Origin of the sequence: Fusobacterium sp. (assembly GCF_032477075.1) — a bacterium.
Classification (GTDB): Bacteria; Fusobacteriota; Fusobacteriia; order Fusobacteriales; family Fusobacteriaceae; genus Fusobacterium_A.
The window spans coordinates 1-13,400 of record NZ_JAWDXO010000032.1 but is presented as its reverse complement, the minus strand read 5'-3'; the positions used below and the strand labels follow the sequence as shown (position 1 = coordinate 13,400).

Annotated in this window: 16 protein-coding genes; 13 read left to right on the top strand and 3 right to left on the bottom strand. The window is 25.5% G+C overall.

What is annotated here, in order from left to right:
* Positions 1–112 precede the first annotated feature (112 nt).
* Genes E6771_RS12045 through E6771_RS12035 form a run of 3 tightly spaced genes read right to left on the bottom strand, consistent with a single transcriptional unit; the run spans position 113 to position 2,845 of the window.
* Positions 113–307, bottom strand: coding sequence for a hypothetical protein (locus E6771_RS12045; protein WP_316091573.1), 195 nt, complete (start codon positions 305–307; stop codon positions 113–115).
* A gap of 42 nt (positions 308–349) precedes the next feature.
* Complete coding sequence (locus E6771_RS12040) at positions 350–2,089, bottom strand: BREX system Lon protease-like protein BrxL (RefSeq protein WP_316091571.1); 1,740 nt, start codon at positions 2,087–2,089, stop codon at positions 350–352.
* A gap of 12 nt (positions 2,090–2,101) precedes the next feature.
* Positions 2,102–2,845, bottom strand: a complete 744-nt coding sequence (locus tag E6771_RS12035) for a hypothetical protein (protein ID WP_316091569.1) — start codon at positions 2,843–2,845, stop codon at positions 2,102–2,104.
* A gap of 190 nt (positions 2,846–3,035) precedes the next feature.
* Between E6771_RS12035 and E6771_RS12030 the strand changes: the two genes are divergently transcribed.
* The 13 genes from E6771_RS12030 (at position 3,036) to E6771_RS11970 (ending at position 12,762) form a co-directional block, all read left to right on the top strand.
* Positions 3,036–4,598: a hypothetical protein gene (locus E6771_RS12030; RefSeq protein ID WP_316091567.1), complete on the top strand. Its 1,563-nt coding sequence runs from the start codon at positions 3,036–3,038 to the stop codon at positions 4,596–4,598.
* Positions 4,599–4,865: 267 nt separating this feature from the next.
* A complete protein-coding gene (locus tag E6771_RS12025; protein ID WP_316091565.1) occupies positions 4,866–5,360 on the top strand; it encodes a siphovirus Gp157 family protein in 495 nt (164 codons plus the stop codon).
* Between the two features lie 15 nt (positions 5,361–5,375).
* Positions 5,376–6,227 carry an ArdC-like ssDNA-binding domain-containing protein gene (locus tag E6771_RS12020; RefSeq protein WP_316091564.1) on the top strand — a complete coding sequence of 284 codons (852 nt, stop codon included), beginning with the start codon at positions 5,376–5,378 and terminating at the stop codon, positions 6,225–6,227.
* 2 nt (positions 6,228–6,229) lie between these two features.
* On the top strand, positions 6,230–6,520 hold the full coding sequence (locus tag E6771_RS12015) for a DUF960 family protein (RefSeq protein WP_316091562.1): 291 nt from the start codon (positions 6,230–6,232) through the stop codon (positions 6,518–6,520).
* A 12-nt stretch (positions 6,521–6,532) separates the two neighbouring features.
* Positions 6,533–7,150: a Rad52/Rad22 family DNA repair protein gene (locus tag E6771_RS12010; RefSeq protein ID WP_316091561.1), complete on the top strand. Its 618-nt coding sequence runs from the start codon at positions 6,533–6,535 to the stop codon at positions 7,148–7,150.
* Between the two features lie 10 nt (positions 7,151–7,160).
* Positions 7,161–7,415, top strand: a complete 255-nt coding sequence (locus E6771_RS12005; protein ID WP_316091560.1) for a hypothetical protein — start codon at positions 7,161–7,163, stop codon at positions 7,413–7,415.
* Positions 7,416–7,588: 173 nt separating this feature from the next.
* On the top strand, positions 7,589–8,110 hold the full coding sequence (locus tag E6771_RS12000; protein ID WP_316091559.1) for a DeoR family transcriptional regulator: 522 nt from the start codon (positions 7,589–7,591) through the stop codon (positions 8,108–8,110).
* Positions 8,111–8,236: 126 nt separating this feature from the next.
* Positions 8,237–9,166, top strand: a complete 930-nt coding sequence (locus tag E6771_RS11995) for a M48 family metalloprotease (RefSeq protein WP_316091558.1) — start codon at positions 8,237–8,239, stop codon at positions 9,164–9,166.
* Positions 9,167–9,373: 207 nt separating this feature from the next.
* Positions 9,374–9,988, top strand: a complete 615-nt coding sequence (locus tag E6771_RS11990) for a hypothetical protein (protein WP_316091557.1) — start codon at positions 9,374–9,376, stop codon at positions 9,986–9,988.
* A gap of 19 nt (positions 9,989–10,007) precedes the next feature.
* A complete protein-coding gene (locus E6771_RS11985; protein WP_316091556.1) occupies positions 10,008–10,559 on the top strand; it encodes a zinc ribbon domain-containing protein in 552 nt (183 codons plus the stop codon).
* Between the two features lie 59 nt (positions 10,560–10,618).
* Complete coding sequence (locus E6771_RS11980; RefSeq protein ID WP_316091555.1) at positions 10,619–11,356, top strand: hypothetical protein; 738 nt, start codon at positions 10,619–10,621, stop codon at positions 11,354–11,356.
* Between the two features lie 54 nt (positions 11,357–11,410).
* Positions 11,411–11,572, top strand: a complete 162-nt coding sequence (locus tag E6771_RS11975; RefSeq protein ID WP_316091554.1) for a hypothetical protein — start codon at positions 11,411–11,413, stop codon at positions 11,570–11,572.
* 131 nt (positions 11,573–11,703) lie between these two features.
* Positions 11,704–12,762: a hypothetical protein gene (locus E6771_RS11970; RefSeq protein WP_316091553.1), complete on the top strand. Its 1,059-nt coding sequence runs from the start codon at positions 11,704–11,706 to the stop codon at positions 12,760–12,762.
* Positions 12,763–13,400: the final 638 nt, after the last annotated feature.

Below are 13,400 nucleotides of genomic sequence, written 5' to 3'. Positions count from 1 at the left end.
AATATTTCTTTATTAAAAATACCAGAGATGGTATACTCTAAATATGCAGTCAGAGTATATTCTCTGGTAAATTTGCCTAGAATATCTGATTAAAATCTGTTTAGGTTGCCGCCTAAGCAGGTTTTTTCATTTTCAGATAATCATAGAGTCTATTTTCATTGATATAGTAGGTCCAGTGTTTCGAGCCTTCTTTTTTTATAGCTTCACCAAATTCTTTGAATTTTTCATACTGAAGAAAGACTCTTAGTGTCTGTTCAGGTAAACCTAATAGAGTTGCTGCTTCTTTTATAGACATTCTTGTAGACATTCTTTGATCCTCCTCTCTATTTATAATATATAACCATCACTGCTATAAAGCTCCTACTCTATCTGAGAGTTCAGATATGTTTTGAAAACTTAAATTTTCATTTCGAAGAAAAAAATAATGAAGTAAAGTACTTCTTTTGCTATTTTTATCAAATGTGAAATAGTAGTTTTTAAAAAGTTCTTTGTGGGTACTAGTCATTTTTTGAATGATTTCAATTTCTTCATTTATTAATTCTTCATATTCTTCTTTAGAAGGTTTATAAAAGCCTATTGCCAATCTTTGTTCCTTTGTAGTACATTCCATAAGAATTTTATGATTATATTTTTTTATTTCATTTAATTCATTTTTTAACACACTAGTTTCTTTAGTAAGGCGCTCCATTAAAAAATCAAACATTTTAATAAAATTTTGATCAGTACAACTAGCTTTTAGCTCTTCAATATTCATATGGTCGCCAATTAAAGAATCTATATGATTTATTTTTTGATAAGAACTTAAAACACTAGATTTGGTAATGGCTTTTATAACAATATTATCATTTCTGATAGAAACAACAGGGACAAGTTCTTCTTTTAAAAATTCATCAGCTTCACTGAAGATTTCTACTTCTTTAGCATTATATTCAATGCCTTTAGGATCAATAGCAATTTTATAAAGCACTTCAGGTTCTTCTTTAAAGCGAAGAGTAACTCTATTTTCATCAACATATGCTTCAGTGATTGAAGTTATTGGATAGGGCATAAAATCTTGTGATAGCTTTATCCAAAGCTGATTAATAGCTTCATTCCCTGTTAATACTAATTTTTTATTGCTAAATGGAAGCATTGCTATTTTTTCTGATATAAAATTAAATGCTTCTATGTCAAGTGGAGAAAAATTAGTATCACCATCAACTAATGATGAGAAGTATCCTATTTTATAAAAACCATTGGTAAGACTTCTAGCATTATTTTTTAGTCTTTCCATACTTAGATTGGAAAAATCGTTTACTAAAGGTACTTGAGAACGAAGTTCAGAGAATTTATCAAGTAGAAAATCTATCTTGACTCCAAATGAAGAGCTGTCTTTAATTAGTGGTAAAGTACGGCATAACCACAAGGGAACAATAGATACTCTAGATTTAAAAGCTTCTGTGTTGAGTTTTTCATTAAAAGAAGTACTTACACTTTCTTGGAGATTATCATATGGGTTTTCTTGAAGTTTACTTTCAATATCATCTCTATAATTTCCAATAAAAATGATGCTACTATCTGTAACTTTGGATTCTTTTTCACTTCTGCTTATATTACCAGTACTGAGAATATCTAATAACTTTCCTACTATTTCAGTAGTTAAAGGAAAGCTTTGGATATCTTCAAAAGCAAGAGATTTAAAAGTAAAAAGAATACTTTCAGCTTTATTTTCTCTTAAACTACCGCATAATTGTGGGATAGTAATATTTCCACTTATGCTGGTTGAAGTAGAGGAAAAAACATTCTTAAAGAGATATGATTTTCCAAGAGAAGGGCGACCATAAGCCCATAAATGAACTGCATTTTGTAACTGTGGTATTATGAGCATAGAATAGATAATTTTTTCTTTTGCCAACATATTTTTTCCATCTCTACCAGTACTATTAATGATAAGATTAAAGTTATCATTAATAGAGAAACTATGATCAAGAAAATCTTCATAGGTACTTGAAATTTTACTTTCAATATCAGCATATGAGAGCCTTGGATTTTTTATGCTTTCTTTCATAACAGAAAGCATAGGGATAAGTTGTATTTTTGTTTTTTTCATACTTGTTCTCCTTTAGTTATAAGAATTTTTTTTATTTGTTTCATAAGTTTTGAGTAGTTTTGTATAACTACTAGATGTTTTGCAGTGAGGACATGAATAATATGCTTCTTGTGTTCTTAATCCCTTTTCTTTGAAATGATCTAAATCTAACTCCATTGAAGAATGACATTTATGACATCTAAGGATATTTTTAAGCTTATCTTCATCAAATTTATGAAGATGATGATAACGATAAAGAAAGATACCAAATAATGGATTTAGATAAAAGTCATCAAGAGAAAAAACTTCAAATAAGAATCCCATATGTTCTAGAATAAAAGTAATAAGCTTGATACGTTCATAATGTTTTATATCAGTGAAAATTTCTTTTGGAGATATAGGAGAGTGTTTTAAAAAAGAGATTTCAATAATATTATCTCTCTCATCCACCTTAGTAAAAGGTGAAAATAGTTCAAGATAATATTTTTCAATTGTAGAATAAGCTGAATCTTTCATTTTATTAAAATCACTAAATCCAAAAAAATTATTAAAAATGTCTATAAGAAAAAATTGATCTTGGATTGTTGCACAGTCTGTAAAAAATCGAAAATATTCTTTGTTAATAAATTTTCTCTCTGTAGATGGAGAGGGGCGATAATTTCTGATTAATTTTTCATTGCAAATTTCTTTTTCAAATATCTTTCTTTGTTCAAAACTACTTTTGGTGTTAAGCTTTATTGATACCAAATTATTGAATTGATTATTCTGGGTATTCATAAATTTCTCCTTTTACTTTAGATTTTCTTGCAAATATATTTGTTTTTATGGTACCATACTCCATAGAATTAAAATAAATAAAAATAACTTTTAAAAGTTAAAAGCATACACAACATAATAATACTATAAAAAATTAATTTATCAAGTTTTAATTTTAAAAATTAAAAAATAATTTAGAAAGGAGATAAATATGAAAAAAATAATAATAAAAAATGAATATGGATTAGATCAATCTATTTTTAAAGATACAGAGTATGTAGTTATGAAAAAAATGAAAAATTTATCAGAATTGTATGATAACAGCTCTGAATATAGTTTTCGAATTATATATACCAAAGATATGAAGTTAGCTTATATGTCTTTTGATGAAATTTTACATAGAATATTAAATGAAATTAATGGTGAGTATGCTCAAGAACTCCAAATCAGTGAAGAAGTTATCTTTAAAATTAAAGAGTTAGAAAAAACTTCATTTAAAGTAATATGTAATACTAATAATCCTAATATATCAAAATATATAGCAGGAATAGCAGTTTCACGAGAAGAAGAATTTTTTATAAATACTATAAAGGCATGTCGTCTTATAATTGAATTTTTTTATTCTGTACAAGAGGGAAAAAGCTCTGTGAACTTATTAAAGAACATTAAAATAGAACTTGAAAATGAAAAAAGAAAATTAGAAAAAAGTTTAAACATATCTCAAGATACAGACAATTTAATAAAAAAAATAGAATTTTATCTTTTATGTATAGAAGAAAGATTGATTTTATTAGGAAAGAGTGAAATTAAATTATCAGAATTAAGAGAAAATTATTTGAAAAGCTTGTTAAAAAATGATTTTTATAAAAAAATTGCACTTTCATTTTTTTTATCAAGCCCTTTAAAATTTGAAATTTATTGTTATTTAAAAACAATTTTAAGAATGGTGAATATAATTGATATAGAATATAATAAAGATCGAAAGAAATTTTATGAAGATTTTTTAGTTGAAAATAAATCACCTATAATTATTGGAAATGGCTATTTAAAAGGTTATAGGTCAATTCCTCTAAATGTTATTGATAAGTTTGTAAGAAAATATAGAGATAGAAATTCAGTACAAGGATATGGAATAGTTGAATTGTATGGTGATTATTTTAAATCAAATCAGATTTATTCTTTAATTTTGTTAGACTATACTGAAGAAAAGATTTTTGAATATGAAATAGATGTTTTATATAGAAATGAATTGTCTCATGTGAATGGAAAAAAAATTTTAAAAAAACCTCATACTAGTTTAGATGAAAGGCTTTTAGAGTCTCAAAATACAACTGAAGAAATAGAGGAATTTAAAGATGATTTTTTACATAATGTTAATGTAAAAGTAGATACAGCAGAAGAATATAAAAAAATAGAATTTGGAAGACTTTGTTTTGTTAGATTAAATATAGAGAATATTAAGAATAATATAGAACATTTTAAAAGAAAAGTAAAAAAAATTAAAGAAAAAGGAGAAAGCACATTTGGAGAGTCATACTTACAAGAAAAATATTTAGATTGTAATTTATTTTTAGTGGAAAGGGAGAATAGCAATTTTAACAAAACAGTTATAACTTGTTTAGATGTGAGAAGAGATTTTTACATATGTCAATATAGAGAAAGATTTTTATATAATAGAGAAGAGTTTTTTGAAATAGTTCTAAAAGAAGGTGATTTTGAAGTTTTAGGAATGGTTTTAGAAATAAGATCAGAATATTCAATTTTTCATAGATAGCTATTTCTGAAGTATGTAAGGAAAACATTAACTTTACAGAGAAATGAAAGTACTTGATTACAAAATTTTTAAATAATTATATATTATAAACTGAATCAAAGATAAAAAAGTCTGGTTTTCCTTAAGGGAAGATTGGACTTTTTGTTTTTTAAAATAAGAGGAGGAGAAGAATGTTAGGAACAATAGCTGGAATATTAGTTATAGCAGGAACAACATTAAGAGCATTGGATGATTTATTTAATGATGATTAAAAGGAGGAAGATACATATGAAAACATATGAGATAGCAGGGGCTATGATTGACACCCTGGACATATTTTTAGATTCAGAACAGCAGGAAGCAGATAAAGAAACATATAAAGATGTTATGGAATATTTGAAAGAAGAACTGCAAAATAAAGGAACAAATATTCTTAAGTACATAAGAAATCTTGAACTTGAAGCAATATCAGTAAAAACAGAGATAGAAAGACTTGAGGATGTAAAGAAAAATCGTGAAAATAAAGTAAAATCTTTAAAAGGATATCTAAAAAATATACTCGTACTTTTAGGTAAAAAGAAGATAGAAACAGAACTTGGGAACTATAATCTTAGGAAATCAAGTAAAGTAGAAATTATTGATATATCTAAACTACCAGAAGAATGTTTAAGAATAAAGCAGGAAATATCACCTGATAAAGCATTAATAGCACAGAAAATGAAAAATGGAGAAGAAATAGCAGGAGCAGTAATTGTGGAGGACTATAATCTGCTTATAAAATAAAAGGAGGCGTTGAAAATGAAAGCAAGGGAAAATAGTTTTCAAAAAGTATTAGAAGAGCTTAAAGCGGGAATAGATATTAAGATAAAAGATTTTGTAGATAATTCACAGGAGCTGAAGGAATTTATAAAATTTAGAAGAAGACACTTTTATTCATATAGTGTAAGAAATAGTATATTGATATATAAGCAAAATCCTCTGGCATCATTTGTAGCAGGATATAAGAAATGGGAAGAACTTGGATATTATGTATCAAAAGGCAGTAAAGGGATAAAAATATTAATCCCACTTATCAGAAAAAATATTGAAGAAGAATCGGAGGAATTACACATATATGGATATAAATACTGTAATGTATTTGATATATCCCAGACAAAAGCAGGAGAAAATGCAGTGGTGATACCAGACATAGATACAAGTTTAAAGATAGGGGAGAATAGCTGGTATAATTCAGACAGGCTATATAATAAAACTAAAGAGATAATAGAACAGTATACTATTGTAAAAGAAGTAGAAAATCTTGGAAGAGCGAGAGGAATGACAGATGGAGAGAAAATATATGTAGTAGAAACTGATTATACAGCTATGACAGGAACTTTAGTACATGAGTTTATACATTTTATGAATCACTTTAAAAAAGAAAGAGAAAAGATTAATAAAAATGAAGAGGAAACAGAAGCGGAATTAGGAGCCATGATATATGGTTCCTATTTTAATTTAGACATATCGGGAAAATATAAATATCTTGCTGGATATAGAAAAGGTATAGACTTAGGTAAATGTTTTAATACTGCGCTGAAAACTTTTGAGCTTCTTATATATGGAAATGAAGAAAAGAAAGGTTTAAATGAAATATTGATGGAGGAATGAGAATGGAAAATATATATTTAACAAGAAATGTAAGAGAGAATCTTGATTTGAGAATATTAGCAAAAATAATAGAAATACTTAGAGAAAAGATAAGAATAAATAAAAATATGGATTATTTCCAGATATTTGAAATGTCTGAAGATACTTTAATAAATAAGCAGGAAATACCAGAAGAAAAGAAGGAATATAAGTTGAATTTTAAAGTTCAGAATAAAGAAAAAATTTGGGCAGTTCAAGGAATAGATGAAACAGTAGGAGAATATTGGACTATTATGTATCCAGAAGAGTATTAGGAGGGAGAATTTATGGAGATAAAGGAAATAATGAAAAAATTGCAGGAACCATTTGAAGACAGTGAAATTGAGTTCAGAGTAGGCGCAACAAATAGTGATAAAACAAAAGGAATGGCACTAGCATATGTACAAGCACGCGCAATCCAAAATAGATTAGATAGTTTATTTGGAGTAGATGGATGGAGTGTATCATACAAAGAGATAACAGCAGGTTTTATATGTTCTCTGTCAGTAAAGATAAATGATAAATGGGTTACAAAGGAAGATGGAGCACCAACAACAGAATTTGAATCAGTAAAAGGGGGAATATCAAGTGCTTTTAAAAGAGTGGCTTCAAGTGGATTTGGAATAGGAAGATACCTATATAATGCAAAGAATATGTGGTTTCCAATAAAACAACAGGGAAAGGGTTATATATTTATTACAGAACCAAAACTTGAACTCAATAATAAAATAATTTCTAAAGATGATAAAGAAAATAAAAGGAATGGTATTATAATTGATTTTGGAAAATATAAAGGGATGACATTGGAAGAGATATATGAAAAGGACCATAATTATATAAAATACTTGAAGGATAAGGCTAAGGATGCAGAAATAATAAATGCTTGTACTAAGCTTATAGCATAAGGAGTGAATCATGGATAGGATAACAGAAGAATATTTAAAATTTAAAAATTATATATTAAGCTTAAAAAAAGAAGATATATTTGAAAGAGCAGTAAAGATAGTATTTTATAATGAACTGTATAGATATTTTAAAACAACAGGAGCATGCATAGAAAAAGATATTACATTACAATCACTTTATATGTTTTATATAAAGTATGAGAAACTGAATGTGAGTGATAATGAAGAGATAGCAGAATTTTTAAGAATCTATAGAAAGATATGATGTGGAAGAAGGAGCAGAAAACATTTCTGCTCTTCTTTTTTATTAAATGTTGAAAAGTATAAACTATTTTTATGGAAAAAATTGTATATATACAAATAAAATTAAGAAAATCCTATGTATAGGCACCTTTTAGATTTGATAGTAGAATATAAGGAAGTGGAAAGGAGTTGGAAATGTTGAAAATAAATGCAGAAAAAGATAATATAAGGGCTTTGGTCCCCAAATATATTTTGGAAATAATAGCAAAAGATGTAGAGCATTTCCAAATATCAAAGTACAAGCTTTGTAATTTAATATTATTAAAGTTTTCTTTAAGATTTAGATCAAATCATTGTCAGGAGATGTCATTTGAAGAAAAGGAGTATTTACAATTTACATTACATAAGGAAAATACAGGATTTTATATTGAAATCCGAAAGGGAATAAATGGAATGAATGAATCAGAAATGATAAGAGAAATATTTTCATCTTATGCAGTATTACCATCATTTTTAAGAGAGGTAAATCTTTTTAGAGAAAAAATAGCATTTTTAATGTCATCCCATAAAGAATATAGAGTATTAAAGTTTCATACTGTTGAAGGAATAGTAGAAGGAAGAATCGAGAAAATAGATAGAAATAAAAAAGAAAACTATCTTCAAATTTTAGTTAATGGAAAAAGTTATTATGTAAGTCAAATAGAAATCATTAGTTAAGGATAAGAATAAAATAACAGTAATTGATACTGAATAAAGTTTATAAAAAGGGATGGAAGATAATAAAAAAATTTTAAAATTAATAAAAAATTTTTTAAAAATAAAATTAGGAGGAAATTATAGAAAATGAGACAAGGCTTTAGAACAAAGACAGCATATTTACTATTGGGGATAAATATTTTATTAAATACATTAATATCTCTGGTTATATTAGTACCAATATTAATAGGGATTTTCAATTGCAGAAATCCATATATAGCTTTAGGAATTCCTTTATTATTACCATTGGGAATGACTGTATTAGCATCTACTGATTTACTTATAGGGATACTAAAGTTCTTTTATATTAATAATACTCGAAAGTTGTTGAACAAAGAAGAAGAATACTTGAACTCTATTGTTAATGAAATTTTATTAATTATTAATTCAGAGAAGAATTTGGAATTAAAAATAGAACAATTTGAATTTGAAATAATTAAGACTAGGGGATTAGAAGCATTCGCTTATGGAAAAAATACTATTTGTGTCTCAGAAGGATTTTTATATGATGAAAATATTTCAGAAGATGAATTAAAAGCTGTATTAATGCATGAATTTTCACATCTATTAAATAAAGATACGATTTTTCTTATGTGTATGTTAATAAGTAATTTATTTATGAAGGGAATTGGGAGTGTAGGATCATTTTGGATTAAAGGAATAGGAAAAAGATCAGAATATTCAAGAGAGAGAAATAATACGTTTGTATTAGACATAATAATCTTAATAATTTATTTTATATTTGTAAAATTATTATCAGATACAATATTAACTATATTATTAAGAGTACATGATAGAAAAATAGAATATCAATGTGATGAATTTGTAGCTGAGTTAGGATATAGAGACTCCTTAATAAGTGTTTTTAATAAGTTTTTAGCTCTTGAGAGATTATATGGAATATCAACTTCTAATAGCTTAGTTCAGATACTATATTCAACACATCCTAAAACAGAAGATAGAATAAGAAAATTAGAAGAGTACACTGCGGAATTGACACAAGAAATAAGTTACTAATATTAAGAGGATAATAATGAAAAAGTGTTACCAGTTTTTTTACAAAGTAAGTAGCTGTAATTGGAGAGGATTATTGTACTTAGGCTATTTGTAATAATATCATTAATTATTTTTAGAATAAGTATTTATTTAGGATTTAGCATCACAATAAGAAAGATGGATGTTTAAGAAGTTTTTAATAAAATATTTTAAAAGAGGAGAATAAGAATGAAAAAAATATTGATTCTAATTTTAACAGTTTTAATTTATATTTCTAGTTTTGCAGGTATAATACAGAAAATTGAAAATATATTAAAAAAGGACAGTACAAAAATAGAATATTTAACTTCAGAAGGAACTAAAGCATCTAATGAATTCAATAAAGTTATAGAAAAAATAAAAAAAGAAAAATTTAAAAGTAAATATTTTATTGAAAATGGAGTTGGACGAATAAGGATAGAAGATCCAATTGAACTTTGTGCTTATTTAACTTTTGATCTAGATATGGCAAAAGATGAAGATTTAGATATTTATATGATGGATCCCCAACATTTAAAAGAAATGATTATAGAGAGAAAAAAAGAAATTCTATTAGGAAATAGTAAGTATTATTTTTATGAAACAGTTGATGAAGATTACTTTGATACAGAAAATAATATTGTAATATCATTTACTAATAGTGATTTAAGAACACAAGTTTCTAATTTAGTTTTTTTCATAATTCCAATTGATAAGAAAACTAAAGATATAAATGGTGTATTAGATGGAACACTTAATATCATTTTAAATGGAAAACCAAGTACAATAAATTTTCCAGTTAGAAGGATTTTACAAACTAAATAAAAAAGAGGAGGAATAAATCATGAAACTTAATATTATTTTATCAGCAATATCAGCAATTTTAGTATTTATAGGAAGCCTAATTATGGCAGAAGAATTTAATATGTTAGATAGTACAGAGACTTTGTCTGTATATGCTTCTGTTTCAGCATTTATGCTCAGCATAGCTCTTATATCTATCTGTAAATTATTTGAAGAAGTATATGGAGATAGAATTAAAGATAATGGTTATGCAACTAAAATACTTAAATATGGATTACCAGCAATGTTTTCTTTATCATCAGCTAGTATGTTGTTTGGAATAGTTATACTAGAGTTAGGCTCTGCAGAACCTTCAACATTTTCAGTATTGTTTACTCTAGCTATGAGCACTATGTTGGGAACTGTACTTAGTTGTGTAACTTATCCTAAGATGAATGAATATATAATAAAACGTTCAACTGTGGTGTTTAGCAAAAAGAAACCAATAAGTTCCAAAATAAAATGCAGTAAGTGTGAAGCTACATTTCCTAAGAATGTTAAATTCTGTCCTAATTGTGGAACAGCAGTAGAAAATAAGAATGCAGATCAATAATTTAAAACTAGTTATTTTCCAAGTTAGAAAAACAATATAAATTAAGGAAGGATTTTGAAATGAAAAATATTAAAAAATTACTAAAAATATTAATGTTATTAATAATGACATTATTAACTGGTTGTGATAATAATGGAGGACCATTTACTATTAGACAAGAAAATGGAAAAATGCTTTTATATTCTAATAATAAACCTGCTAAAGGAGGAATAACAAATACAGTTGAAAATAGAACTGGCAATTTAGTTGTTGTATCAGAGATATATTATGATAAAGGGATTCCTAATGGAAATTTTATATTACGTAATCTTGCAGGATATACAGTAGTTGAAGCTAAAGGTACATGGGAAGAAGAAGATGTGTTTAATGGAGAAATAAAAATTTTTGGTCAGACAATAGAAGATAGTTTTAATGGGGGAATAAAAGATCTTAATGAATCGGCTACAGGAAAATTTTATATAAATAGAAATTATTTAATAGAATATAATGGAACACAAATTGATGGATTTATCTTAAAATTTCCATTGGAAAAAGTCTTATATAATGGTTCTTTAAGTACTTCAGAAGGTAAATTAAAAAAAGAAAATGGGCAAATCATAGAGGCGATTTTTACTGAGAATGAAATATTATATTATGTTTATCAAAAAGACAAAAAAAAGATAATAATAAGGATTAATAAAAAAAATGACAAAGTGATACAAAATAGTCAGATAGGTTTTGATAATGTTGAAGAGGTCTATAAATTGATACCTAAAGATATTCTAAAAATATTAAAGAAAGATGAGGATAGATCATAATTATAATAAAATTATAAGAATTTAAAAAGTGAAATAAAAAAGGGGATGATATAAATGTTTAGGGCAGCTTTAATATTTTTAGTTTCAATTATTTTATTTTCAATTATAGGGTTTGCAATAAATTCTGAAATATTAATTAATATATCTATTTTTTCAGCAATAGGATTTGCAATTACTATAATTGCAGGATTAATTGATGTATTATTTAGAAAATGAATAGAGAGGATATGAGATAACTATATTTTGAAATTTATATATTCTATTATAAAAGACTTCTAATTGCTAGAAGTCTTTTATAGTTTTAATCAACAACCTATTAGAAATCATATAATATGGAGGAAACAAGAATGGATACAATAGAAATAGTAATTGGATTACAAGAAGGGATAACACTTGAGGAGATAGGAATTCTTCAGAATAGCTTTAATAATTTAAGAAGCACATATGGATACACATACTGTGATGTATTACAAATGACTAAAAATGGAAGTTTAGCGGTAAAAATATCATACCCAAGATTTTTTAAAGGAATAAATGCATATCTAATATCAACAAGAAGAGAATGCTTTGAAGTACAAAAACACCTTATAGAATATATAATGAATGATCCATATTTAAAAACTCTCATTAAGGATATAAACCTAACAAGAGTAGATATACCATTTACTTATTACATGGGAGAAGAAGAAAGTTTTCATAATCATCAAAATATATTCATGATATTCGCTCAAGTGTATCAAATAAAAAAACCTAAATCTTCAACTAAAGGAATAATTGATATAGTAAGTAAGGAGCAAGAAACCTTAACATATGCAGATACAAAATCAATAAGTTCCTATAATAGTAAATTAGTAATATATGATCAATATAAAAATATATTGAGTAAGACAGAAGATGATATGATGAAAGATATAACTGCTAATTATCCTGATCTTAGAAAAAGAATCAGATTTGAGGTTTCAAAAAGGATAAGGAGAAAGTCTTTAAATTTAGAAGAGTTTAAAAGCTTTGATATATACCTTTCATACTTTGAAGAATATAAAGGCTATATATTAGATAATGTTCTTGATATAGAAATAATAGAAATGCTATACAAAGAAGCATCTGTTAGATTAGCACAAATTTTATATTCAGAAAGAGCCTTAGGAAATTTTAACTATGAAGTATTTATATTAAAAAATTTAAGTAAAATATACGATTATGAAATATTAAGAAGAGCTTTAAATATAGAAATAGAAAATACAAGCACAAGAGAAAATGCAGTTACAAAGGTAAGGAAAATATTGAATGATTATCAAGAAAGTACAGGAATAATAGTTCTAGATACATATAAACATATTATAGAAATGAGAAATAACTTTATAAAATATAGTATTGTAGATAAAAATGAAAATATATTTTTATGAGATATTCCCCTTCATGCTTGGGGGTATCTTATTTTTTTATAAGAATAAAGTTTTAGATATAAAGAATATTTTTATATAAAAAACATATAAAATTAAGAGAAAAGATATAAATATTAAGAAAAAAGCATATATTTATATAAATAAACAGTGAGTATAGAAGCTGGAAGGTTCTATACTCACTGAAAAGATAAAGCAATATGTAATTTTATTTTTAAAAATTATATATATACTTATATTTTTGATACTATCTATATAGATAGTATCAAATTGAATGAAAAAGTCAAATTCATATTATTTATAATGAATATTTTCGTAATTTTATAATTGTCTAAATAATTATTTGTTAAAATTTTTCTTCTAAGAATTAGTATATCTAGTATTTTACTTCATACTATTTAAAAAATGAATTGTTTTAGAATAATACCTTTCCTTCATTGATATAGTAGGAAATGTTTCTTGTTTTACATAAAAGCAACAAAAATTTCTACTAATTTAATCCAAAAGAATGTATAATAAAATTAAATACATTAAAATAATATAAAATGGGGAAAGTATATGAGATGGAAGATAGTATTTTTTAGTTTTTTCATGTTTTCATCAATGTCTTTTTCAAATTCTGAAGAAATTAATAAAGAAGA

Bases quoted from the DNA above. Each gene is read 5' to 3' on its own strand.
- E6771_RS12045 (WP_316091573.1), bottom strand. From the start codon at position 307: ATGTCTACAAGAATGTCTATAAAAGAAGCAGCAACTCTATTAGGTTTA.
- E6771_RS12040 (WP_316091571.1), bottom strand. From the start codon at position 2,089: ATGAAAAAAACAAAAATACAACTTATCCCTATGCTTTCTGTTATGAAA.
- E6771_RS12035 (WP_316091569.1), bottom strand. From the start codon at position 2,845: ATGAATACCCAGAATAATCAATTCAATAATTTGGTATCAATAAAGCTT.
- E6771_RS12030 (WP_316091567.1), top strand. From the start codon at position 3,036: ATGAAAAAAATAATAATAAAAAATGAATATGGATTAGATCAATCTATT.
- E6771_RS12025 (WP_316091565.1), top strand. From the start codon at position 4,866: ATGAAAACATATGAGATAGCAGGGGCTATGATTGACACCCTGGACATA.
- E6771_RS12020 (WP_316091564.1), top strand. From the start codon at position 5,376: ATGAAAGCAAGGGAAAATAGTTTTCAAAAAGTATTAGAAGAGCTTAAA.
- E6771_RS12015 (WP_316091562.1), top strand. From the start codon at position 6,230: ATGGAAAATATATATTTAACAAGAAATGTAAGAGAGAATCTTGATTTG.
- E6771_RS12010 (WP_316091561.1), top strand. From the start codon at position 6,533: ATGGAGATAAAGGAAATAATGAAAAAATTGCAGGAACCATTTGAAGAC.
- E6771_RS12005 (WP_316091560.1), top strand. From the start codon at position 7,161: ATGGATAGGATAACAGAAGAATATTTAAAATTTAAAAATTATATATTA.
- E6771_RS12000 (WP_316091559.1), top strand. From the start codon at position 7,589: ATGTTGAAAATAAATGCAGAAAAAGATAATATAAGGGCTTTGGTCCCC.
- E6771_RS11995 (WP_316091558.1), top strand. From the start codon at position 8,237: ATGAGACAAGGCTTTAGAACAAAGACAGCATATTTACTATTGGGGATA.
- E6771_RS11990 (WP_316091557.1), top strand. From the start codon at position 9,374: ATGAAAAAAATATTGATTCTAATTTTAACAGTTTTAATTTATATTTCT.
- E6771_RS11985 (WP_316091556.1), top strand. From the start codon at position 10,008: ATGAAACTTAATATTATTTTATCAGCAATATCAGCAATTTTAGTATTT.
- E6771_RS11980 (WP_316091555.1), top strand. From the start codon at position 10,619: ATGAAAAATATTAAAAAATTACTAAAAATATTAATGTTATTAATAATG.
- E6771_RS11975 (WP_316091554.1), top strand. From the start codon at position 11,411: ATGTTTAGGGCAGCTTTAATATTTTTAGTTTCAATTATTTTATTTTCA.
- E6771_RS11970 (WP_316091553.1), top strand. From the start codon at position 11,704: ATGGATACAATAGAAATAGTAATTGGATTACAAGAAGGGATAACACTT.